The sequence below is a fragment of the Actinomadura craniellae genome (assembly GCF_003289645.1).
Lineage (GTDB): Bacteria > Actinomycetota > Actinomycetes > Streptosporangiales > Streptosporangiaceae > Actinomadura_D > Actinomadura_D craniellae.
In genome coordinates, this window is record NZ_QLYX01000002.1 from 564,762 (window position 1) to 588,063 (window position 23,302).

19 protein-coding genes are annotated in these 23,302 nt (G+C 73.7%); 8 read left to right on the top strand and 11 right to left on the bottom strand.

All coding sequences use genetic code 11. The annotated features are described in order from the left end of the window. Window positions 1–3: 3 nt before the first annotated feature. From DPM19_RS06125 to DPM19_RS06135, 3 genes are all read right to left on the bottom strand, one after another. Window positions 4–897 (bottom strand): ABC transporter substrate-binding protein, encoded by an 894-nt coding sequence (locus DPM19_RS06125; protein WP_111863782.1) that lies wholly within the window; start codon window positions 895–897, stop codon window positions 4–6. Window positions 898–949: 52 nt separating this feature from the next. After that, a complete protein-coding gene (locus tag DPM19_RS06130) occupies window positions 950–1,927 on the bottom strand; it encodes a TIGR03557 family F420-dependent LLM class oxidoreductase (protein ID WP_111863783.1) in 978 nt (325 codons plus the stop codon). A gap of 82 nt (window positions 1,928–2,009) precedes the next feature. Then, entirely contained in the window at window positions 2,010–2,495 is a 486-nt protein-coding gene (locus DPM19_RS06135; protein ID WP_111863784.1) for a GNAT family N-acetyltransferase, read from the bottom strand. A gap of 220 nt (window positions 2,496–2,715) precedes the next feature. Here DPM19_RS06135 and DPM19_RS06140 point away from each other — a divergent pair, with 220 nt between their 5' ends. Beyond that, the gene (locus DPM19_RS06140) at window positions 2,716–3,171 is read left to right on the top strand and encodes an excisionase family DNA-binding protein (RefSeq protein ID WP_111863785.1); all 456 of its coding nucleotides are present in this window, start codon (window positions 2,716–2,718) and stop codon (window positions 3,169–3,171) included. 11 nt (window positions 3,172–3,182) lie between these two features. Beyond that, the gene (locus tag DPM19_RS06145) at window positions 3,183–3,614 is read left to right on the top strand and encodes a PIN domain-containing protein (protein WP_233509874.1); all 432 of its coding nucleotides are present in this window, start codon (window positions 3,183–3,185) and stop codon (window positions 3,612–3,614) included. 23 nt (window positions 3,615–3,637) lie between these two features. On the opposite strand, the gene uvrB is transcribed toward DPM19_RS06145, so the two are convergent. Both uvrB and DPM19_RS06155 read right to left on the bottom strand, forming a co-directional pair. Continuing rightward, on the bottom strand, window positions 3,638–5,755 hold the full coding sequence (gene uvrB, locus DPM19_RS06150) for an excinuclease ABC subunit UvrB (RefSeq protein WP_111863787.1): 2,118 nt from the start codon (window positions 5,753–5,755) through the stop codon (window positions 3,638–3,640). A 120-nt stretch (window positions 5,756–5,875) separates the two neighbouring features. Further along, entirely contained in the window at window positions 5,876–7,033 is a 1,158-nt protein-coding gene (locus tag DPM19_RS06155; protein ID WP_111863788.1) for a sensor histidine kinase, read from the bottom strand. Window positions 7,034–7,175: 142 nt separating this feature from the next. On the opposite strand from DPM19_RS06155, the gene DPM19_RS06160 reads away from it, so the two are divergent. The 5 genes from DPM19_RS06160 to DPM19_RS06180 all read left to right on the top strand — a co-directional run bounded on the left by DPM19_RS06160 (window position 7,176) and on the right by DPM19_RS06180 (window position 11,203). After that, complete coding sequence (locus tag DPM19_RS06160; protein ID WP_111863789.1) at window positions 7,176–8,117, top strand: glycerophosphodiester phosphodiesterase; 942 nt, start codon at window positions 7,176–7,178, stop codon at window positions 8,115–8,117. A 42-nt stretch (window positions 8,118–8,159) separates the two neighbouring features. Then, entirely contained in the window at window positions 8,160–8,552 is a 393-nt protein-coding gene (locus tag DPM19_RS06165; RefSeq protein ID WP_146778752.1) for a hypothetical protein, read from the top strand. Between the two features lie 70 nt (window positions 8,553–8,622). After that, window positions 8,623–9,636: a hypothetical protein gene (locus DPM19_RS06170; RefSeq protein WP_111863791.1), complete on the top strand. Its 1,014-nt coding sequence runs from the start codon at window positions 8,623–8,625 to the stop codon at window positions 9,634–9,636. Window positions 9,637–9,643: 7 nt separating this feature from the next. Further along, entirely contained in the window at window positions 9,644–10,303 is a 660-nt protein-coding gene (locus tag DPM19_RS06175; RefSeq protein WP_111863792.1) for a hypothetical protein, read from the top strand. Between the two features lie 42 nt (window positions 10,304–10,345). After that, window positions 10,346–11,203, top strand: a complete 858-nt coding sequence (locus tag DPM19_RS06180; protein WP_111863793.1) for an inositol monophosphatase family protein — start codon at window positions 10,346–10,348, stop codon at window positions 11,201–11,203. 7 nt (window positions 11,204–11,210) lie between these two features. On the opposite strand, the gene DPM19_RS06185 is transcribed toward DPM19_RS06180, so the two are convergent. Continuing rightward, the gene (locus DPM19_RS06185) at window positions 11,211–12,413 is read right to left on the bottom strand and encodes an ArsB/NhaD family transporter (protein WP_233509875.1); all 1,203 of its coding nucleotides are present in this window, start codon (window positions 12,411–12,413) and stop codon (window positions 11,211–11,213) included. 185 nt (window positions 12,414–12,598) lie between these two features. Between DPM19_RS06185 and DPM19_RS06190 the strand changes: the two genes are divergently transcribed. After that, a complete protein-coding gene (locus DPM19_RS06190) occupies window positions 12,599–18,334 on the top strand; it encodes a WD40 domain-containing protein (protein ID WP_111863795.1) in 5,736 nt (1,911 codons plus the stop codon). Between the two features lie 37 nt (window positions 18,335–18,371). On the opposite strand, the gene DPM19_RS06195 is transcribed toward DPM19_RS06190, so the two are convergent. The 5 genes from DPM19_RS06195 to DPM19_RS06215 form a co-directional block, all read right to left on the bottom strand. After that, complete coding sequence (locus tag DPM19_RS06195) at window positions 18,372–19,274, bottom strand: ribokinase (RefSeq protein WP_111863796.1); 903 nt, start codon at window positions 19,272–19,274, stop codon at window positions 18,372–18,374. Further along, window positions 19,274–20,050 carry a protein phosphatase 2C domain-containing protein gene (locus tag DPM19_RS06200; RefSeq protein WP_233509876.1) on the bottom strand — a complete coding sequence of 259 codons (777 nt, stop codon included), beginning with the start codon at window positions 20,048–20,050 and terminating at the stop codon, window positions 19,274–19,276. Before DPM19_RS06200 ends, DPM19_RS06195 begins: the two co-directional genes overlap by 1 nt. Before the next feature lie 13 nt (window positions 20,051–20,063). Next, window positions 20,064–20,663 (bottom strand): dephospho-CoA kinase, encoded by a 600-nt coding sequence (gene coaE, locus DPM19_RS06205; RefSeq protein ID WP_111863798.1) that lies wholly within the window; start codon window positions 20,661–20,663, stop codon window positions 20,064–20,066. A 10-nt stretch (window positions 20,664–20,673) separates the two neighbouring features. Then, on the bottom strand, window positions 20,674–21,183 hold the full coding sequence (locus tag DPM19_RS06210; RefSeq protein WP_111863799.1) for a GNAT family N-acetyltransferase: 510 nt from the start codon (window positions 21,181–21,183) through the stop codon (window positions 20,674–20,676). An 81-nt stretch (window positions 21,184–21,264) separates the two neighbouring features. After that, on the bottom strand, window positions 21,265–23,217 hold the full coding sequence (locus DPM19_RS06215; protein ID WP_111863800.1) for an endonuclease/exonuclease/phosphatase family protein: 1,953 nt from the start codon (window positions 23,215–23,217) through the stop codon (window positions 21,265–21,267). Between the last annotated feature and the right edge of the window lie 85 nt (window positions 23,218–23,302).

The following is a 23,302-nucleotide window of genomic DNA, read 5'->3' on the forward strand; positions in this document are numbered from 1 at the left end:
TCCTCAGACCAGGCGGCGCGCCTCGGTGTCCCTGACCGGCTCCCCGACGATCACCCCGTGCAGGACGTGCGCGAGCACCTCCACCCCGCGCACCACCCGGGGGCCCGGACGGTTGAAGTACGCGGGGCCGTCCAGCACCCAGACCTGCTCGGCCCGCCCCGCCCAGTCGCCCGGTTTCGCCTCGCGCTCGGTCCGATCCGGCGAGAACCCGCAGGGCAGCAGGAGGATCACCGCGGGCCGGGCGGCGCTCAGCCGCTCCGCCGGCATCGGGCCGGTGTGCTCGCCGGGCTCGGCGAGCAGCGGCTCGCCGCCCGCCGCCCGGATCTGCTCGGGAACCCAGTGCCCGGCGGGCCACAGCGGGTCCAGCCATTCGATCGCCGCCACCCGCGGCCGGGGCGCCCCCGCGACGGCCTCGCGGACGCGCGCGAGCCGTTCCCCCAGCTCGCGCACCCGCGCCGCGGCGACCTCGGGGACGCCCAGGACCGTCCCGACCTGCACCACGCAGTCCAGCACCTCCGGCAGCGTGCTCGGCTCCAGGCTGACGACCCGGGGCGCGGTGCCCGTACCGCCGTCCATGACACGCAGCGCGCCGGCCACCCGCCGGTAGGAGACGGCGCAGACCTCGCACAGGTCCTGGGTCAGCACCACGTCCGGTGCGAGGCCGGCCAGCAGCTCCGCGTCCAGGCCGTACAGCGAGGAACCCCGGTGCTGCACGGCGGTGGAGATCTCCCGGCTGTTCAGGTCACCGGCGTCGAACCCGGCGGCGGTCACGACCGGGACGCCCGCGACGGCCTCCGGCGGCCAGTCGCACTCGTGCGTGCGCCCCACCAGGGCGCCGGCCAGGCCGAGTTCCGCCACGATGTCGGTCGCGGCGGGCAGCAACGACACGATGCGCATGTCCCCGACCCTAGCCGGGCACCCCCTTACGGCCGCACGTGCCCGGCCGCGCTCAGATGTTCGCGCTGCGCGGGGTCAGCCCGCGCAGCCGCCGGTCGAGTTCGCTCTGGTAGAAGTCGAAGAACCCGTCCGGGTCGGGGCCGCTGTTCATCATGACCAGGTGGTCGAAACCCGCGTCCACATACGGCTGCACCACTTCGACATGGCGGGCGGGGTCGGGGCCGCAGGCGAACCGCTCCCTGATGTCGTCCTCGCGGACGAACGCGGTGGCCGCCGCGAAGTTCGCCGGGTTGGGCAGCTCGCTCATCACCTTCCAGCCCGTCACCAGGAAACGCGCGCCGGTCAGCGCGGCCTTGGCCGCAGCGGACTCGTCGGGCGCCCAGGCCAGCGGCGCCTCGGCGTAGCGGGGTCCCGAGCCGCCGGCCTCCCGGTACGCCTGGATGATCTCGGGCTTGGGCTCGGTGGCGAACAGGCCGTCGCCGAGTTCGGCGGCGGTCCGCGCCGCCTTCCGGCCGCCAGCCGCCACCGCGATCACCGGTGGCCGCTCGGGCAGGTCGAACACCCGGGCGTCCCGCAGCTGCAGGTGCTTGCCCTCGTAGGAGCGGTAGCCGCCCTGCCACAGCAGCCGGATGATCTCCAGTGCCTCGCGGAGCATCTCGTGCCGCGTCGTGACGGAGTCGGGGAACCCGCCGACGACGTGCTCGTTGAGCCGTTCCCCCGCCCCGATGCCCAGGGTGAACCGGCCGTCGGACATCACCGCGAGCGTGGCGGCCGCCTGGGCGATGATCGCTGGGTGGTAGCGCACGGTCGGGCAGGTCACGCCGGTGGCCAGCCCGATGCGTTCGGTGCGCTCGGCGATCGCGCCGAGCACCGACCAGGCGAACGGGGAGTGCCCCTGGCTGTCCAGCCACGGGTGGTAGTGGTCGCTGATCTCCACGAAGTCGAACCCGGCCTGCTCGGCCCGTACCGCCTGGTGGATCAGCTCCGCCGGGCCGAACGCCTCCGCCGCCAGCTTGTAACCGATCTTCATCTGCCCTCCCGGGGTCGCTGAGCTCGATCGACACCTCACGCGTATCCGCGGCCGGGGGCGGTAAACGATCGAGGCGGGCGGCTCAGCGGCCGGGGTGGCGCATGGCCAGGCGGGGGCCGAGGGCGTGCAGGCCGGCGTCGATCTCGGCCTGCCAGTGCGCGCGCAGGCCCGGCCCCCACTCCACCGCCGGGAACCCGGCGAAGCCGTGCCGGGCGTACCAGGGGCCGTTCCACCGGACGTCGCGGAAGGTCAGCAGGGTGACGGGCCCGGCCGCGACATCGAGCACCCGCCCCAGCAGCACCCCGCCCAGGCCCCGGCCGGTGTGCCCGGCGCGCAGCGCGATCTGCTCCAGGTACGCACCACCGTCGAGTTCGGAGACCGCCGCGAAACCCACCGGCGGGTCACCCACCACGAAGATCTCGGCCGCCCCGCCGATCAGCTCCTCGACGACCGTCGGACCGGGCGGGAAGACGATCCCGACCGACCCGAACATCCCGTCGGCGCTCCGCTCGATACCGGGCAACAGCGGCAGGTCCCGCTCCTCGGCGGCGCGCACGGCAATGGACACCCGCCCGAGAATAGGCGGCCCGGCCTTCGAGCGCACGCCCGTTTCATCCGCGACCCGAACCGCCCCGAAGGTGGAAGGCCAGCGGTTGCAGGCGGTCTCCGGGGCCGCGCGGGCACGGCCGGCCACAGCCGATGAAGGCAGGACTCACTCAAGATCATCCTATGCCAACGGTTGCGCCTACTTCGTTTGTTGCAGATACTGCGAAGAAAGGGGGTGGGCCATGGCCGACATTCAGGCCAAACGCGTGGAACCTGGAACCATCGACGCCGAGGTTGCCGGCCGCGCAGTTCGCCGCATCAAGGACTACCTCATGCGGCACCCCGATCAGGATGTCATCGCCGTCGCCGGGGAGCATGGGGTTGAGGACGCCCTGTTCCTGCCTCGCGAGGCCGTGAGCCTGCTCGCCTTCATCCTTGCTCAGGCGGCAGCGGGCCGAGGCATCACGGTCATGCCCTCTCATGCCGAACTGACCACCCAGCAGGCCGCGGACATACTCAATGTTTCACGCCCTTACCTGATCAAGCTTTTGGAGTCGGGGGAAATACCCTTCCGGCTGGTTGGAAAACACCGCCGAGTCACCTACGAAGCACTCCAGGAGTACAAGCGCCACGATGACGCCAGGCGCCGAACCGCCGCCGACGAACTTTCCGCACTCGGCCAGGAACTGGGCCTCTGACCATGGCATTCGTGGTGGTCTACGACGCCAACCGCCCGGACATCCCATCGCAGAAGCTCGACAACCTGCGCCGACTTATGAACTTGGCCGTGCGGGACTGTCTGGTGGAAAATTACGAACCGCTGATCGAAGGACTGAAGCTTCCCGACCCTGGTGATCGGCATGTGCTTGCTGCTGCCATTCGGGCGAACGCCCAGGTCATCGTCACATCCAACCTCAAGGACTTCCCTGCGGAGGACATGGATCCCTGGGGCATAGAAGCGAAGTCCCCAGACGACTTCGTTCTCGATCAGATCGGCCTCGACAGCCGGATCGTATGGGCATGCGTTCAACAGATCGCGGATTCACGAAACAACCCGCCTGAAACAGTCGACGATGTACTGGACGCCTTGGAGGCTGCGGGTCTCGTAGAGGCAGTCGCCGCCCTGCGCACCGGTTACTGACCTGTGTAACACCCGCTGTGCGGCTACTCGACGCCCGCTTCGCGCATGTCGCGTAGTTCGCGCTTGAGTTCCTTCATTTCGTCGCGGAGCCGGGCGGCGAGTTCGAACTGGAGGTCGGCGGCGGCCTGGTGCATCTGGGCCGTCATCTGCTCGATCAGTGCCTCCAGTTCGGCGCGGGGGCGCTCCCCCACCAGGTCGGCCGCGTGCCGGCCCACCTCTCGGGTGCGGGAGGCCAGGCCCGGGACCGGGGCCTTGCCGCGGCTCTGCTGCCGGCCGGAACCGCCGAGCATGGTCTCGGTGTCGGCGTCCTCACGGGCCAGCGAGTCGAGGATGTCGGCGATCTTCTTGCGCAGCGCGGTCGGCTCGATGCCGTGCTCGGCGTTGTAGGCGATCTGCTTGGCCCGGCGCCGGGAGGTCTCGTCGATCGCCCGTTCCATGGACGGGGTGACCTTGTCGGCGTACATGTGCACCTGGCCCGAGACGTTGCGGGCGGCCCGGCCGATGGTCTGGATCAGCGAGGTCTCCGAGCGCAGGAACCCCTCCTTGTCGGCGTCGAGGATCGCCACCAGCGACACCTCGGGCAGGTCCAGGCCCTCGCGCAGCAGGTTGATGCCGACCAGCACGTCGAACTCGCCGCTGCGCAGCTCGCGCAGCAACTCGATCCGGCGCAGCGTGTCGACCTCGCTGTGCAGGTAGCGCACCCGGATGCCGATCTCCAGCAGGTAGTCGGTGAGGTCCTCGGCCATCTTCTTGGTCAGCGTGGTGACCAGCACCCGCTCGTCGCGCTCCTCGCGCAGCCGGATCTCGTGGATCAGATCGTCGATCTGCCCCTTGGTGGGCTTGACCACCACCTCGGGGTCGACCAGCCCGGTGGGCCGGATGACCTGCTCGACGACGTCGCCCTTGACCCGGCCCAGCTCGTACGGGCCGGGGGTGGCCGACAGGTAGACGGTCTGGTCGATCCGCTCCAGGAACTCCTCCCACTTCAGCGGCCGGTTGTCCATCGCCGACGGCAGGCGGAACCCGTGGTCGACCAGCATCCGCTTGCGGGACGCGTCGCCCTCGTACATCGCCCCGATCTGCGGGACGGTCTGGTGCGACTCGTCGATGACGAGCAGGAAGTCCTCGGGGAAGTAGTCGAGCAGGGTGTTGGGGGCGCTGCCCGGCTCGCGGCCGTCGATGTGCCGCGAGTAGTTCTCGATGCCCGAGCACGTCCCGATCTGGCGCATCATCTCGATGTCGTAGCTGGTGCGCATCCGCAGCCGCTGCGCCTCCAGCAGCTTGCCCTGCCGCTCCATGACGGCCAGGGTGTCGGTCAGTTCGGCCTCGATGCCGCGGATCGCCCGCTCCATCCGCTCGGGCCCGGCCACGTAGTGAGAGGCGGGGAAGACGTACAGCTCCTCGTCCTCGGTGATCACCTCGCCGGTGAGGGGGTGCAGCGTGGCCAGCTTCTCGATCTCGTCGCCGAACATCTCGATCCGGACGGCGAGCTCCTCGTACTGCGGGATGATCTCGATGGTGTCGCCGCGGACCCGGAAGGTGCCACGGGTGAAGGCCAGGTCGTTGCGGCTGTACTGCATGTCGACCAGCTTGCGCAGCAGGTCGTCACGGTCGACCTCCATGCCGACCCGCAACCGCGCCATCCGGTCGACGTACTCCTGCGGGGTGCCCAGGCCGTAGATGCAGGACACCGAGGCCACCACGACCGTGTCGCGCCGGGTGAGCAGCGAGTTGGTGGCCGAGTGCCGCAGCCGCTCGACCTCCTCGTTGATCGAGGAGTCCTTCTCGATGTAGGTGTCGGTCTGCGGGACGTACGCCTCGGGCTGGTAGTAGTCGTAGTAGGACACGAAGTACTCGACCGCGTTGTTCGGCAGCATCTCGCGCAGCTCGTTGGCGAACTGGGCGGCAAGCGTCTTGTTGGGCTGCATGACCAGGGTGGGCCGCTGCACCCGCTCGATCAGCCACGCCATGGAGGCCGTCTTCCCGGTACCGGTGGCGCCCAGCAGCACGGAGTCCTTGTCGCCGCCCTCGACCCGCCGCTGCAGATCGGCGATCGCCTCGGGCTGGTCGCCCGAGGGCGTCATCTCCGTGACGACCTCGAACGGCGCCACCCGGCGCTGCAGATCAGTGACCGGACGCACGTCGGCCTCCCCCCATCGGTTGACCCGTCCACTCTACGTACGGGGTACGACAGTTCAGGTCGTGCCGGCCGCGACCCTCACCTCTTCGCTCACTCCGCGGACCACTCGTCCCTCATCGGCTCAGGTCGCCACCGCGGGGAGCGGGATGCGGGCGCGGACCGCGAACCCGCCCCGGTCGCAGGGGCCCGCCTCGAAGGTGCCGCCCAGCGCGACGACCCGTTCGCGCAGGCCGAGCAGACCGTTGCCGCCGCTGGGCAGCTCGTGGTCCGGGCCGGCCTCCGGCGGCCCGTTGCGCACCTCCACGTCGACGGCCTCCCGGAGCTCGATGGTCACGCCCGTGTCGACGTTGCCCGCGTGCTTGTGCACGTTGGTCAGCGCCTCCTGGACCACCCGGTACAGGGTCTGCGCCACCGTGGGGGGCGGCGGCCGGTGGTCGAGGCCCTCGATCCGCAGGGTGACGGGCAGGCCCGCCGCCGCGGACTGGTCGACCAGCCCCCGGATGTCGGTGAGGCCGGGGGTGTCCGGCAGTTCGGCGGCGTCGCCGAGCCGCAGCACGCCGATCACCTGGCGTAGCTCGTCCAGCGCCTGCCGGCCCATGTCGCCGATCACCGCCGCCGTCTCGGCCGCCTTGGCCGGATCGCGGGCCGCCACCGCGCGCAGCGCCCCGGCGTGCACCACCATCACGCTCACCCGGTTGGCCACGACGTCGTGCATCTCCCGGGCGATCCGGGTGCGCTCCTCGATCCGGGCCTGCTCGGCGAGCAGGTTCCGCTCGCGCTCCAGCCGGGCGGCGCGCTCCTGCAACGAGGCGACCAGTTGCTTGCGGGTGCCCATGTACAGGCCGAGCAGCACCGGCGGCACGATGATCGCCACCCCCAGGATCAGCCGCCCCCAGAACGGCCCGCCCTCGCCCATCCCGGGGCCCGGCTGGATGATGAAAGCGACGTACGCCGCCACCGCCAGGCCGGTCACCAGCCGCCGCGTCGCGCAGTAGGCGCCCATCGAGTACAGGGCGATGAAGTAGGACAGGAACCCTCCGGCGACGAAACCGCCCGCGATGCTCAGCGTGGCAACGGCCACCGGGTACCGCCGCCGGGCGACCAGGATCAGCCCGATCAGCACGCTGGCGGCCGCGGACACCCACGAGGGGATGTAGAAGTCGCGGACCACGAACCACAGCAGGGTGCCGTCGAGCAACGCGGCGGTCAGCGCCAGCGAGATGTCGAGCACCCGAGAACGCCGTCGCGGCCACCATGCCGCACCCCGTCCCCAGCGCATGAGGCGAGCCTAAATGACTCCACCGGGTGCAAGGCCATAGAACTGGGAGGGCCGGCGGCGCAGTGCCCGCCCGCTCACTCCCAGTAACGCGCTCCGCCGGATCCCGCCGGGCGCACGCCCGCCCTTCGGAGGAGACTCCCGCATGTTCCGCAGGCTCGGTCCGGCCGCCGTCGCCGCCCTCACGCCGCTGCCGGTCCTCGCACCGGCCGCCCTGGCCCCGCCCGTCCCCACCGCCCAGACCGTTCCGGTCACCCAGGCGGTTCCGGCCGATCCCCTGCCGGACGTGCCAGCGGGAACGGCCCTGCCGGTGCTGCACCGGACCACCGGGCTGGTCAAGGTCGCTCACCGCGGCGCGTCCGCGCACGCCCCCGAGAACACCCTGGCCGCGTTCCGGCAGGCGCGGGCGATGGGCGCCGACGTCTTCGAACTCGACGTCCGGCAGACCAAAGACGGGCGGCTGATCCTCATGCACGACACCACGCTGGCCAGGACGACCGACGCGGAGCGGGTCTTCCCCGCCCGGCGGCCGTGGCGGGTCCGGGACTTCACCCTGGCGGAGATCCGCAGGCTGGACGCCGGTTCCTGGTGGGGCCCGGCCCACCGCGGCGAGCGGGTGCCGACGCTGCGCGAGGCGCTGCGCGCGATGGGCGACGGCCCGATGGGCGTGCTCATCGAGGTGAAGCCCCCGGCGGGCCAGCCGGGCGTCGCCCGGCGCGTCGCCACCGAGCTCCGGGCCGGTCCCACCTGGCTGGGCACCGGGCGGACCGTCGTGCAGAGCTTCGACCGCGCCTTCGTGCGCTCCTTCCACCGGATCGCGCCGGACGTGCCCACCGCGGTGCTCGGCAATCCCACCCCCGCCGAACTGCCCGGCATCCGGCGGTACGCCCGGTACGTCAACCCGCCGCACCGCAACCTCACTCCCGCCTACGTCGCCAGCGCCCACCGGCACGGCCTGCGGGTGTACGCCTGGACGGTCGACGACGTCGCGACCATGCGACGGCTCGCCGCCGCGGACGTCGACGGCATCGTCACCAACCGGCCCGACCTGCTGTGGCAGGCCACCGACCCCGGCCTGCTGGCCTGATGGGCTACCGTCCGGCGCCGGTGACCCGTATCGTCGGCGGGTGTGAGCTACTGGACACCGCCACCCGGTGACGAGCCCGTGCTGTTCACCCTCGGCGACGTGGCGGTGACCAACACGTCGCTGATCCTCCCGCACGGCCGGTACCCGCTGCGCGGCACGGTCTGGACCGTCCACAACCAGACCTACGCCACCAGCGCGATCCCCGCCTGGGCGATCGTCGTGGCGATCGTCGGTTTCCTCTTCCTCTGCGTCTTCAGCCTGTTCTTCCTGCTGGCCAAGGAGACCCGGATGCAGGGCTACATCGAGGTCCACATCCAGAGCCCGGACGGCCTGCACCACGTCACCCGGATCGCCGCGGTCGACCCGTTCACCTTCGGCTGGGTCCAGCAGCAGGTCTCCCAGGCGCAGGCCCTCGCCAGCGGGCCCACCGCGTAAAAATCCGTGGTCCGCCCGGCGCGGCGGCGCCTACGATGTCGGGGCCGCCGACGGACGGAGACGCGCGCCCATGACCCGGTTCGCCATCTGGCTGGGGAAGAACGCCGACGCGGTCATCGCGCTGGTGCTCGCCGTGGTGGTCGCCGTGCTCGGGCTGGGGGTCGAGCTCGGCGACGGTGTGGTCGAGAGCGCGATCCTGCTGGTGATGGGCCTGCTGTCCAGCGCGCTGCTGCGGGACCGATCCCGTCGGGAGCCGGTCGAGGCCGAGGTCCGTGACGTGTTGCTGGGTTCGTCCCACACCCTCGCGGGGCTGAGCGAGCGGCTCTCCCACATCGAGCGCTTCGAGGGCGTGGTCGCCGACACCAAGCGGGCCCTGGACGAGACCACCGCCGTCCGGATCATCGACGGCGCCCAGGTCGAGCCGGTGCTCGCGGCGGCCCGGCGCACCACCGACCGCTGGGTCTTCAAGGGCGGCACCGGCACCTACATCCGCGCCAAGACGCTGCCCGAGTGCGTGGCGACCGCCCGCCGGGAGCGCCGCACCCTGCTGTTCCGGCTGGAGATCATCGACCCGACCGACACGGAGGTCTGCGACACCTACGCCCGGCACCGCCGGTCGGTGTCGGAGGACCCCGACGGCACCGGTGAACCGTGGACCCTCGACCGCACCCGCAAGGAGTCGTACGCGACGATCCTGGCCGCCTGCTGGAACCGGCAGCGGTTCAACATGCTCGACATCGACATCGGCCTGTCCTCGGTGATGACGACGCTGCGCTGGGACCTGTCGGCCGGCTGCGTGGTGATCACCCGGGACGATCCGCGCGGCCCCGCCCTGGTCGTCGACAGCGAGAAGTTCTACTACGGCTGGTGCAGCGCCGAACTGCAGAACAGCCTCGACCAGGCCCGCCGGGTACCGATCGAGCAGGCCAGGGCCGTCGAGCTGAGCGACGAGCCGACCGTGGACGAGGTGCGCCGGCTCTTCACCGCCCTCGGGGTCGCGCTGCCCGGCACCTACGGCGACCGGGACGTCGTCGACATCACCCGGCGGGCGCTGCGCCCGCGCAACCCCTTCCCCACACCCTGATGCCGCCATGCGCTACGAAGACGTCCACGCGGAGATCGACGCCGGGACCGCCCGGGACGTCCTGCCGCACTGGGCCCGCGGGCTGCTCGACGACATCGCGCACGGCCGGCGGGTGACGGCCGCCGTACGCCACCCGCTGGGGTTCCTGTGCCTGCCGGTGGAGCGCCGCGGCCCGTACGGCATGTGCCTGCACCTGTGGTCGGCGGAGCTGCCGGCCGGCCGTGTCACCACCTCCCAGGTGCACTGCCACAGCTGGGACCTGGTCAGCTACGTGCTGTACGGGTCGCTGCGGAACGTGCGGTTCCAGATCGTCGACGACCCCGCCGCCGCCACCCACCGGGTGTTCGAGGTGATCAGCCGGGGCGACGTGGACGAGCTCCGGGCCACCGACCGGACGGTGCGCTGCGCGCCGGGCCGCGACTCGATGCACCGGACAGGCGAGTCCTACGCGCTGCCCGCGGGGGTCTTCCACAGCACCGTCCTCGACGACGGCCCCGAGGCGGCGACGGTCGCGCTGGGCCTGGAGGTACCGGCCGCCGGCGACCTGTCGTTGGGCGGGCTCGGCACCCCGACGCACCGCGTCCACCGCCTGCCGCACGGGCCGGCCGAGACGGCCCGGGCGGCCTTACTGTCGTCCCGGCGGATCGCGGCGGTCCATGCGGACTGACACGACGGCCGATCAGCACCCGTACCGCCCTCGGAGGCGCCCATGGAACCCCCGTCCGATCCGGTGGACCTCGCCCGGGCCCTCGGGGTCGCGATCGACGCCGCGGAGGCCGCCGGCATCCTGTTGCGGACGGGCGCCCGCGGCCCGGTGGAGGCCTGGGCGAAGGGCACCTCGGGCGACGTGGTCACCGCACTGGACCTGGCCGCCGAGGACCTGATCCTGCGGCGGCTGCGCGGCGCCTACCCCGAGCACCGGATCATCTCCGAGGAGGCCGGCGTGGTGGGGTCCGCCGACGGGCGGCTGACCTGGCTGGTGGACCCCCTCGACGGCACCAACAACGTGGCGGTCGGGCTGCCGGTGTACGCGGTCGGGCTGGCGCTGTGCGCCGGCTCGGTACCGGTGCTCGGCGTGGTGCACGACCCGCTCACCGCCCGCACCTGGTCGGCGACCTGCGGCGGCGGCGCCCGGGGGCCGGACGGCGCCCTGTCCGGCCCCTCCGGCCCGGGCCGCGACCGTCCCGTCATCGCCTGGACGCAGGGGCACGCGGTCGGCCGGGACGACCCGGCGGCCCGGGCGCTCAAAATGGTCCTGGAGGCCAGGTCGGGCCGGCTGCTCCAGCTGTGGGCGCCCCTGGTGGCGTGGGTGATGCTCGCCCGCGGCGACATCGACGGTGTCGTCGGTTACCGCACCGAGATGGTCGACCTACCGGCGGGGGCGCTGATCGCGCGGGAGGCCGGGGCGGTGTTCCGCGGCGCCGACGGCGGCCCCTACGAGGTGCGTCTCGACGAGCCCGAGCCGACGTTCGTGGCCGCCCGGCCCGCCCTGGTCGACCGCCTGCTGGAAACCGTGGCGGACGCGGCCCGGCTGGCCCCCCGGCTGGCCGGGCTGGGCCCGCCGTAGGCCCGGGTCAGCCGGTCAGCAGCAGCGCGCCCACCGCCGCAGCGCAGCCCGCCACCGCGAGCGCGGCCCCGGTGAGCACGAACCGGACGATCGGCACCTGGACGTCCCGGCGGCGGCACCACTCGAACCACAGCAGGGTGGCCAGCGACCCCCAGGGCGTGATCACCGGCCCGACGTTCGTGCCGATCAGCAGGGCGAGCAACTGGTCGCGGTCGCCCACCGGAACGACGGCCTCACCGGCGACGTAGGCGGGCAGGTTGTTGAGCAGGTTGGACAGTCCGGCCCCGGCCGCGGCGGCCCGGAGCGCGCCCGCCACACCCCCCTCGGAGCCGATCAGGGCGGTCATCACCGCGTCGAGGCCGTACCGGCTGAGCGTCGGCACCACCAGGAACAGCCCGGTGACGAAGACCAGCAGCCGCCACGGGATCAGCGCCGGCCGCAGCGCGGACCGGTCGCGGACCGCGAACGCCAGCACGGCCACCGCCGCCGCGGCCGTCGCGGCCACGCCGATCTCGACCCCGGCCAGGATCGCGGCGATGAACAGCAGGCAGGCCAGGCCGGTGGCCGAGAACAGCACCCGGTCGCGCACCGGGGACGGCTCGGGCGGGTCGTACCGGTCGGCGCCGCGCGCCCCGCGCCGCCAGTACCAGACCCACAGCAGCACCATCGTCACCGCCACGGACGCCGCCTGCGGCGCCCACATCCGGGCGGCGAACCCCGGCCCCTCCAGGGCCACCCGGTCGGCGGCCAGCAGGTTGGTCAGGTTCGACACCGGCAGCAGGAGGCTGGCGGTGTTGGCCAGCCACACGGTCGTCATGGCCAGCGGCAGCGGGGCGATCCGCGCCTTCGGGGCCAGCGCCAGCATCACCGGGGTGAGCAGCACCGCGGTGGTGTCGAGGTTCAGGAAGGTCGTCGTCAGCGCGGCGAAGGCGACGCACAGCAGGAACAGCGCGCCGTAGCCGCCGCGCCCCAGCCGCGCCATCCGCTCGGCGATGAGGTCGAAGACCCCGGCCTCCTTGGTCAGCTCGGCCAGCACGATGACGCTGCCCAGGAACACCAGCAGCGGGCCGATCCGGCGGATGCTCGCCTCGGCCTCCGCGACCGGCAGCAAGCCGGTGACCACGAAGAGCAACCCCAGGAACAACAGGCCGAACCGTACCCCGTCGAGCGGGTTCAGCAGACCGCGCAGGGGGCCACGGGAGGGCGGCACGGCCGCCATGATCTCACGACCGGCTGGTGAACTCTCCTGTTCCGGCGGACTTGTCCGCGACTCCATGCGCGTGCCTCCCGTCGCCTGCGATCGTGGCGCCGCCGCCGGAGGGCGTCCCGGATCGACGCGCGTGAGCGGGGAAATTCTTACATCGGAGATCGCCCCTGCGGGTGATACTGGCCCCTATGACCCCTCGGGACGACACCCCCCGGCAGGATCGCCCGACCGACTTCTTCATCAGCTACAACCCGGCCGACGAGCGCTGGGCGGCGTGGATCGCCTGGGAGCTGGAGTCCGCGGGCTTCCGGACGATGATGCAGGCCTGGCATTTCGTCCCCGGCACCAACTTCATCGACTTCATGGACCGCGGCCTGTCCGAGGCCAAGGTCGTGGTGGCGGTGCTCTCGGGCAACTACCTGCGCTCCCGGTACGGCCGGCTGGAGTGGATGACCGCGCTGCGCGCCGACCCCGACGACCCGGCCCGCAAGCTCGTCACCGTCCGGGTCGAGGACTGCGAGATCGAGGGCCTGCTGTCCACCATCACCTACGTGGACCTGGTCGGGGTGACCGACCCGCAGGAGGCCCGGGCGCTGCTGGTGCGCAGGATCGGTGAGGCCCTGGCCGGCCACGCGATGCCCGCGGTGGAGCCCGGCTTCCCCCGGACGGTCCGCGCGGCCGTCGAGCCGGCCCCGGCCGGGCCGGCGCCCACCGGGGAGCGCCCCTACCGGCGGACTCCGGTGGCCGCGCCGCCGTTCCCCGCCGGGACGGCCCTGGCGAGCGGGCCGCGCGAGCACCTGTCGGTGCTGCACGTGGGCGGGCCGCGGTTCGGCCGGACGCTGGCCGCCGCCGACGAGCCGGTGACCGCCGAGGAGTTGCAGGAGCGCATCTGGAGCGAGGTCACCCGGCTGGCCGACGAGGGCGTCCCCCGCCCCGACCTGCTGGTGGTCTCGGGCGACCTGACCGAGTCGGGGGGCCGCCGCGAGTTCGGCGAGGCGCTGTCCTTCCTGGCCGGTCTGCGGGCCCTGCTCGGGCTGGACGCGCAGCGGGTGGTGGTGGTGCCCGGCGAGCGCGACGTGACCCGCGCGGCCTGCCAGGCGTACTTCAACAACTGCGAGGCCGACGACATCGAGCCGAAGCCGCCGTACTGGCCCAAGTGGCGGCACTTCGCCGGCCTGTTCGAGGAGCTCTACCAGGGGGTCGGCGGTGTCCTCTTCGACAGCGCCCAGCCCTGGACGCTGTTCGCCGTCCCGGACCTGAAGGTGGCGGTGGCCGGGCTCAATTCCACGCTCGCCCAGACCCACCGGCCCGAGGACCGTCACGGGTGGATCGGCCGGGCCCAGGCCGCCTGGTTCGCCGAGCGGCTGCGTCCCTACGAGGAGGACGGCTGGCTGCGGCTGGGCGCGGTGCGGCACACCCCGGTGCGCGGCGAGCCCGGCGCGGTCCGGGACGCCGCCGCGGTCGAGGCGCTGCTGGGCGGTCACCTGAACCTGGTCTTCCAGGGGGTCCCGGCGCACCCGGGCCTGGTCCCGGAGCTGCCCTCGGGCGTCCCCTGCCTGCCCGCGCCGGGCCCGGGCGGCCACGAGATCTCGGTGATCACCGCGGCCGGGCTGACCCGCTGGTCACCCGACCCGCCCGGCCGGGAGCCGCACCGGCTGGCCCGCGGCTGGCAGGGGGCGGGCGGCACCTTCCGCACGGCGCCGGAGCGGCCGCCCGAGCCGCAGCTGCCGGCCGGCGACCCCGATCCGGTCGCCGAGCCCGAACCCGACCCGGCGTCCCTGCTGCTGGAGCGCATCGCGGAGGCGTGCGAGACCCGGTTCGAGCGGGCCGGCATCCGGCGGATCGACGCCGACCCGCCGCACCTGCTGGTGACCCGGCTGGAGGACGGGTTCATCCGGCAGTACCTGATCGCCGCGCACGTCGGCGAGGTCACCGAGGCCGAGGTCGACGCGTTCCTCCAGCACGTCCACGCCGCCGAGACCTACCACGGCTCCGAGCTCGTCTACACCGGCCCGCCGCCGGCCCGGTCGCTGCGCTCGGAGGCGCTGCGCCGCGGTGTCCGGCTGCGCAGCTTCGTGGAGTTCCAGGGCCTGCTGGACCTGTCGGGCTACGTCGCCCGGCAGACCGCCGAGCTGACCTCGGGCCGGCTGTACCCGCCGGGCCTGTACGTGCCGCAGCGGTTCCGTGAGCTCGACCGTCCCGCTGCGAACGCGCGCGACGACCTGGTCGGCGAGATGCTCCAGTTGCTGACCGCCGACCACGGCCGGTTCGTGCTGCTGCTCGGCGACTTCGGTCGGGGCAAGACGTTCGCCCTGCGGGAGCTGGCCCGGCGGATCCCGGTGGAGCTGCCGCATGTCATCCCGATCCTGATCGAGCTGCGCACCCTCGACAAGGCGCAGTCGGTCGACGCGCTCGTCGCCGCGCACCTGGCCACCCACGGCGAGGAGCTGATCGACCTCAAGGCGTTCCACTACATGCTCGGCCAGGGCCGGGTGGTCCTGCTGTTCGACGGGTTCGACGAGCTGGTCACCCGGGTGACCTACGACCGGGCCGCCGAGCACCTGGACACCCTGCTCCAGGCCGCCCGCGACAAGGCCAAGATCATCGTCGCCAGCCGCACCCAGCACTTCAAGTCCCAGGCGCAGATCCTCACCGCGCTCGGCGAGCGGGTCGGCGTGCTGCCGCACCGCCGGGTGCTGTCCATCGAGGACTTCAGCCGGGCGCAGATCCGGGCCTACCTGGTCAACCGGTACGGCGACGAGGACGCCGCGGACGCCCGGCTGCAGACGCTCAGCGGCATCGAGGACCTGCTCGGGCTGTCCAGCAACCCGCGGATGCTCGGCTTCATCGCCGACCTCCCCGAGGAGCGGCTGCGCGCCGTCGCCACCGCCTCCCAGACCGTCAGCGCCGCCCACCTCTACCGCGAGATCCTGGACTTCTGGCTGTCGGTCGAGGCCGACCGGATGCGCCAGGCCGGCTCGGCCGGCGGGCTCGGCCTCACCGATCTCTGGCAGGCGGTGCGCGTCCTGGCGGTGCGGCTGTGGGAGGGCGACGAGCGCTCCCTGGGGCTGGCCGAGCTCTCCGACGTCGCCGCGGCGCTCACCGGGCTGGCCGAGGGGCAGATGTCGGCCCCCCAGGTCGCCCACGCGGTGGGCGGCGGCAGCCTGCTGGTGCACACCGCGGACGAGCGGTTCGGGTTCATCCACCGCTCGGTGACGGAATGGCTGATCGCCGAGCGGATCGCCACCGAACTCGCCGTCGGGGCGCCCGCCCCGGCCATGCTGGGACGCCGGGCGCTGTCCCAGCTCACCGTGGAGTTCCTGTGCGACCTCGCCGACACCCGCGCCTGCCAGGAATGGGCCGCCGGCGTCCTCGGCGACCCCGCCGCCGACGACGTCGAGCGCGCCAACGCCATCAAGGTCACCACCCGGCTGCGCACCCCGGCCCGGTCCGACCTGCGCGGCGCCAACCTGCAGGGCGAGGACCTGTCCCACCGCGACCTGCGCGAGGTCGACCTGACCGGGGCCAACCTCGCCGACACCCAGCTCGTCGGGGCCAACCTCGCCCAGGCCGTGCTGCGGGACGCCGTCCTCACCGGCGCCCGGCTGGACGAGGCCCGGCTGACCGGCGCCGACCTGAGCGGCGCCGACCTGAGCCGGGCCCGGCTGACCCGGACGGACCTGCGGGACGTCACCCTCGACGGAAGCACCTGGACCCGCGCCGCCCTGATCGACGCCGCCGTGTCCGACCGGGTCGCCGCCGCCCCCGAACTACACGACGCCGCCATCGCCCCGGGCCGGCCGGTGGAGGCCCAGTTCGCCCCCGCGGCGATCGGCGTCCCCTACGGGTTCCGGTTCCACGGCAGGACCAGCCGGCTCCCCCAGCCCCTCGCCTACTCCCCCGACGGCGCGAGCCTGGCGATCGGCAGCATCGACGGCGGGGTGCTCGTCTGCGACCCGGTCACCGGGCAGCCGCTGCGCACCCTGCAGGGGCACCGCGACCGCACCTACGCGGTCACCTTCGGTCCGGCCGGCGGGCCGCTGGCCACCGGCTCCGCCGACGGCACCGTGCGGCTGTGGGATCCGGGCTCCGGTGTCTGCACCCGGGTCATCGACGTCCACCCGGAGGGGGTGTGGCCGCTGGTGGTCGGCCCGGACGGGACCACGGTGGTCGCCGGGGCCGCCGACGGCGTCCTGCGCGTCTGGGACGCCGCGACCGGCGAGCTCCGGCACAGCCTGCCCGGCCACACCTCGCCGGTCTACACCGCCGTGTTCAACGCCGAGGGAACGTCCCTGGTCACCGGCGACTCGCAGGGCGTCCTGCGCGTCTGGGACGTGCCCACCGGTGCGCTGCTGCGCACCCTCACCGGGCACCGGGGCGCGGTCTTCCAGATCCGGTTCACCCCCGACGGCACGCTGCTCGCCGCCGGCGACGAGGCCGGCACCGTCCGGCTGTGGGACATCGTCAGCGGCGAGGTGCGGCGGGAGCTGACCGGCCACACCGGCCGGATCTACTCGCTGGCCTTCCATCCCGCCGGGCACCTGATGGTGACCGGCGACACCGACGGCGGCGTCCGGCTGTGGGCCGGCGAGCGCGGATCCCGGCCCCTGGTCGGCCACACCGGCGCGATCTACCAGGCCGTCTTCAGCTCCGACGGCGGCACCCTCGCCACCGCCGACAGCGACGGCTCGATCCGGCTGTGGGATCCGGTGACCGGCCGGCAGCGGCTGGAGCTCACCGGGCACCGGGGCGCCGTCTGGCCGATCGCCTTCCGGCCCGACGGCGCGCAACTGGCCACCACCGGCAACGACGACAGCTTCCGGCTGTGGGACGTCGCCACCGGCCAGTGCCGGGTGGTGCGGCGCGGGCACGGGCGCCGGGTGGTCTCGGTGCGTTTCAGCACGGGCGGCGGGCTGCTGGCCAGCAGCGGCAACGACGGCGTGGTCCGGCTGTGGGAGCCCCGCAGCGGGCGCCTGGTGCGGACCCTGACCGGTGCCGCCGACCGCCTCACCTCGGCCGTGTTCGGCCCCGTGGGCGGGCAGCTGGCCACCGCCAGCAACGACGGCGGCGTGCACCTGTGGCAGGCGGGCACCGGCACGTTCGAGCGGGAGCTGGACGTGGAGACCGAGCACGTGTGGGCCCAGGCGTTCAGCCCCGACGGCGAGGTGCTGGCCACCGCCAACGACGACGACAGCGTGCGGCTGTGGTACCGGCTCAGCGGGCGTGAGATCCGCAACCTGGCCGACCACCGCGGCCGGGTCCGCTCCATCGACTTCCACCCCGGCGGGACACTGGTCGCCACCGGATGCGACGACTCCCTGGTCCGGCTCTGGGACGCCGACACCGGCGCCTGCGTCCGGGTGCTGCGCGGCCATACCGACCGGGTGTACCAGGTGGCCTTCGACCGCACCGGCGACGTGCTCGCCACCGCCTCCAACGACGGCACCGCCCGGCTGTGGGACCCCTGGACGGGCGAGCCGCGGCACGTGCTCGCCCGGCACACCGGCCGGCTGTGGAGCGTCGCGTTCCACCCCGACGGGGCGATGCTGGCCACCGCCGGCGACGACCTCGTCGTCCGGCTGTGGAACGCCGCCACCGGCGAGCACCTGCACACCCTGCCCGGGCACACCCGCCGCGTCTCCTCGGTGGCCTTCAGCCCCGACGGGACCCTGCTGGCCAGCTGCGGCGACGACGGCGCGATCATCCTGTGGAGCCTGGACACCCCCGGCGAGCCGGCCCGCCGGGTGACGCTGCTGGGGCTCGCCGAGGGATGGGCCGCGCTGGCGCCCGACGGCCGCTACAAGCGGGCCGGGGAGACCGCGGGCGAGTTCTGGTACGCGATCGGCATGTGCCGGTTCGAGCCGGCCGAACTCGACCCCTACCTGTCCTCGGTGCGGCAGATCCCGCTCGACGCCGACTTCTGAGCCGGCCCCGGCCGGGGCACGGTCCGGTGCGCCGGGCTCAGCCGGCGCCGGAGATCTCGGCGGCGAACCGGTCGATCTCCGGCCGGCCGGGCATCGCGGTGGCCGCGCCGCGCCGCTGGACGACCAACGTCGCCGCCGCGGTGGCCGTCCGCAGGGCGTCCTCGACGGGGGCGCCCTCGGCGAGGGCCACGCCCAGCACCCCGGCGAAGCAGTCGCCGGCCCCGGTGGTCTCGACGACGGGGACGGCGGGCGCCGCCACCCGGACGCGCTCGCCCGCCCGGGTCCCGTACACGCAGCCCGCCGGGCCCAGCGTGACGACCGCCCGGGAGACCAGGTCCAGCAGCCCGCCGAGCGGGTCCTTGTCCCCGCCCAGTTCGGTCGCCTCGTGCTCGTTGGCGACGATCAGGTCGATGTCGGAGAGCAGTTCCGGCGGCAGCGGACGGGCCGGCGAGGGGGTCAGCACGGCGGGCACCCGGTTGGCCCGGGCCACCGCGGCCCCGGCGCGCACCACCGGCAGCGGGACCTCCAACTGCAGCAGCAGCGCCCGGCTCGCCGCGATGACCGCCTCGTCGGCGTCGTCGAGCCCCATCACCGTGGCGTTCGCGCCGGGCACCACCACGATCGCGTTGGCGCCGGAGCCGTCCACGGTGATGTGCGCGGTGCCGGTCGGCCCGGCCACGGTGCGCACCCGCCCGGTGCCAACCCCGGACTCCTCCAGCACCGCTCGCAGCCGCGCCCCGTAGTGGTCGTCGCCCACCGCGCCGATCATGGACACCCGGCCGCCGGCCCGGGCCGCCGCGACCGCCTGGTTGGCGCCCTTGCCGCCGGGCGCGGTTTCGAACCGGTCCCCCGCCACCGTCTCGCCCAGCCCGGGCGCCCGGGCGGTGTAGGCGACCAGGTCCATGTTGCAGCTGCCCAGCACGCTGATCCGCGGCTTCATCACGTCCCCGAGCCTGCCCCGGAAAAGTCGCAGTACGCCACCGTGGCGTCATCGTGGCGCTTGCCGCGCGGCCAGCGGACGCCGTCGGGGTCGGCGTACTCGGTCTCCCGGGTCCGCTCGATCAGCGCCATCGGGCCGTAGGTCTCGACCAGCCGGAGCAGTTCCCGCCAGTCGAGGGTGTGGAAGCGGTCGGCCGGCCGGCTGGCGCCGTCGGTCATCAGGATCGCCCGCCGCACCTCGCGCAGCGGCACGGTACCGGTGATCGCCCGTTCGGCCACCGCCGGGTCGGCGGCGGCGTAGGGGGTGATCCGGCCCGGCGGCTCCGTCACCGCGTCCAGCCGGCCCGCGGTGTGCAGCAGCAGCGTCGAGTCGCCGAGCACCAGGTAGTCGAGCGCGTCCCCGCGCACCCGCAGCGCGACCACCGTCGCCGCCGGGGTCTGCGGGTGATTCAGGTCGCAGTCGCCGCGGTGCGCCGCCGCCACGTCCGCGATCGCCCCGGCCAGCCGGCCGACCAGCGGGCGGGACGCCGGGCGGTGCGCCCCCTCGGGCGGGCCCACCGGCGGCCGGGCGGCGGGGCCGTGGCCGTCCGTCAGCCGGGCGAGCAGCCGGGTGCCCAGCGACCGCGAGAACCAGGCCGTGCCGTGCGCGCAGCCCAGGTCGGTGCCCAGCGGCAGGCTGCACCCGTCGAGTACCACCACCGCGCCCGGCGCGGCGGCCACGAAGTCCTCGTTGGGACGGGCCGGGCTGCCCGGTTCGGTCGCCCAGGAGATGCGCACGCGATGACCCCTCTCAGCCGGTGGCCTGTGCGACCAGCTTCGCCCAGACCTCCTCGACACGGGTGTCGAGGTCATCCAGCGAACCCGAGTTGTCGATCACATGGTCGGCGATCGCCAGCCGCTGCTCCCGGGTGGCCTGGGCGGCGATCCGGGCTCGCGCGTCCTCCTCGGGCATCCCGCGCCGGGACACCAGCCGCTCCAGTTGCGTCTCCACCGGAACGTCGACCACCACGACCACGGCGTACACCGGCGCCAGCCCGTTCTCGGCCAGCAGCGGGACGTCGAACACCACGATCGCGTCCGGCGGGGCCGCGGCCAGCAGCTCCTCCGACCGCTTCCCGACCAGCGGGTGGGTGATGGCGTTCAGCTTCGCCAGCCGCTCCGGATCGGAGAACACGATCTTTCCCAGGGCGGGCCGGTCGAGCCACCCGTCGGGCAGCAGCACACCCTCGCCGAACTCGGCCACGATCGCGGCCAGCCCGGGAGTGCCCGGCTCGACCACCTCCCGGGCCATCTGGTCGGAGTCGATGAGGACGGCGCCCCGGGCGACGAACCGCCGGGACACCTCGCTCTTGCCGGACCCGATCCCACCGGTCAAACCCACGCGCAGCACGCGAACCAGCCTACTGACGTCCGGCCCCAGCGGACCGGGCGGGTTGCACCAGGGGTTTACGCATGTGCACGAGGGTGAGGTGGGCGGCGACCCGCTCCCGGTGCGTCTCGGTGTACCCGAGCCGCCGGCAGAGCCGGAGGTTGCCGTCGCTGAGGTGGCCGGTGAACAGCACGCACGCGTCGACCCGCCCGGACACCCGCTCCTCCACGGCCTCCATCAGCCGCCGGCCGATCCCCTGGCCCTGCCGGTCGGGAACCACCGAGAGGCGGCCGATCAGGCACGTCCGCTCGCTCAGCCGGGCGCGCACCGCGCCCACGAGGCGCTGCCCGGCCGTCGCCTTGAGCACTAGCGCCGCACCGGAGATCGCCTGGCGCACCTGGTCGCAGGACTCCACCAGCGGCGGGATGAACGGGTCGCCGTACAGCTGGGCCTCGGTGAGGTACGCGGCCCGCTGCACGGTGAGGATCTCTCCCGCGTCGGCCGGGCCGGCCTGCTCGATCAGTACGGGCTCAGCGCTCATCGGTCGCTCCGCTCCCTGCCGGCGGGCGGTCCCGCCCCGCCGCGACTCTACCGGGAGCCGGGGTGTCCGGTCCGGCGGAGTTCACTGCCCGAAGCGAACCGTGACCGCGACCGGGTGGTGGTCGGAGGCCGGGGAGGGGCGCACCGAGTGGTCGGAGAACAGCAGATCGTCGGTGCCCAGCACCCAGTCGTACTTCTCGCCCGACGCGGTGGTCGGGGCCGCGTCGGCACTGATCGCGGCGCTGCGCAGGCCGGTGCCGTCGGTGAGCAGGCCCAGCTCCGGGCTGCCGGGACCCGCGTTCAGGTCACCGGCGATGATCGTCCGGGGGGCGTCGCCCCATGCCTTGAGCAGGGCCGTGATCTCCCTGGCCCGGGCGTCGGCCTGGTCGGCGCCGTCCTCCAGGTGGGTCGACCAGACGTCGACCGTGCGGTTCCCGACGGCCAGCCGGGCCCACACGTACCCGCGGATCTGGGACCAGTCGCCGCGCGGCATCCGGGCGCCGCCCGAGGACCGCACCGGGTAGGAGGTCAGGATCGCGTTGCCGAACTGGCCGTCGGCGGCCGGACCCCACACCAGCCGCATCCCGAGCCGCCGCGACAACCAGACCGCCAGGTCGGTGGTGCCGGAGGTCAGCGACCCCCGGCTCACCTCCTGGAGCAGCACCACGTTGGGACGTTCGGCCTCGATGGCCGCGGCGGTCGCGGCCGGGTCGAGCTTGCCGTCGCGCCCGACGGCCTCGTGGATGTTGTAGGTGACCACCCGCAGCGCCTCGGGGTTCTGCGGCGCGGGGGCGTGCTCGGGCACGGTCAGGCTGAACACGCCGATCGCCAGCAGCAGCACCAGGGGCACCGCCCCGCCGATCAGGGCGCGCAGCGGCGCCCGGGCCGGCAGCGGGCCGCCCCGGGCGGCGGCGATGGCGGCCAGCGCGCCCAGGCCGATTCCGGCCAGTCCCGGCAGCACGTTGTTGGGCAGCGGGATCGTCTCGACCGTGCCCAGCTGGTAGGCGACCAGGACCAGGGCGATCAGGAACCCGCCGAGGGCGGCGCCGACGTCGATCCGCCACACCGGCCCGCCCCGGCCGGCCCGGCGCAGCGGGGCCCGGCAGGCGACGGCCAGCAGCCAGGCCGACAGCACCTGGCCGAGCACGGCGATGACCGGCACCGGCCAGCCGGTGAGCGCGTAGGTGCCCGCGACGGTCCCGGTGAGCACGCCCAGCACCGTCCCGCCCAGGACGGCGACGCCGCCGGGCACGGCCCGGACCGCCACGCCCGAGGCCAGGAACGCCAGCGCCAGGGCCTGGCCGATCAGGACGGCCGCTCCGGCGGCGGTCAGCGACCGCCATCCGGAGGAGGCCACGAACGCCGGGTTGGCGAACACCAGCGCCTGCAACGCCAGGAACGGTCCCAGGGCGGCGGCGCCCAGCGCGTCCCGCCAGGAGATGCCGGGCGGCGGCACCAGGCCGGTGCTCAGCTCCCGCACCAGGGCGGCGGCGCCCAGCCCGACCAGCGCCAGGCAGACCAGCCAGGGGCCGATCCCGGACCGCCAGACGGGGTCCCAGGTGGCGAACGTCATCCGCACCGCGGTGTCGACCGCGAGCCCGGCCACCACGGCGGTGGCGAAGCCGACCCCGGACAGCCCGCGGGCGCTCTCGTAGAGCGCCGCGATCGCGATCATGGCGAGGGCGGTGCCGAGGCAGGCCAACCACAGCTGCGGTGACAGCACCTGCGCGAGCAGCCGGACCGCGAGCAGCCCGCCCACACCGGCGACGATCAGACCCTTCGGGCCCGCCGCCCGGCGTACGGCCGGGGCCAGCAGGCCGGCCAGGTAGACCAGCAGCACGACCGCCGCGGCGGCCGCCACGCCGCTGGACTCGGCGAACCGGTCGAACAGCGGCAGGGAGAAGCGCAGGGTCTGCGCGAGCACCACGGTGGTCACCGCGATGAGGGTGAGCCGCGCGGGACCCTGGGGGACGATCGTCGGTCCGGCCTCTTCGGCCGAGCCTCCGGCCTGCGTGCCAACGTCGGTGGTGGCCACCAGTCTGTCGCTCCCGAGGAAGAGCAGTTCGGAACAGGATCGTGGGCGGGCGGTCCGCCGCGCAACGGAGCGCGGCCGGTCGGTG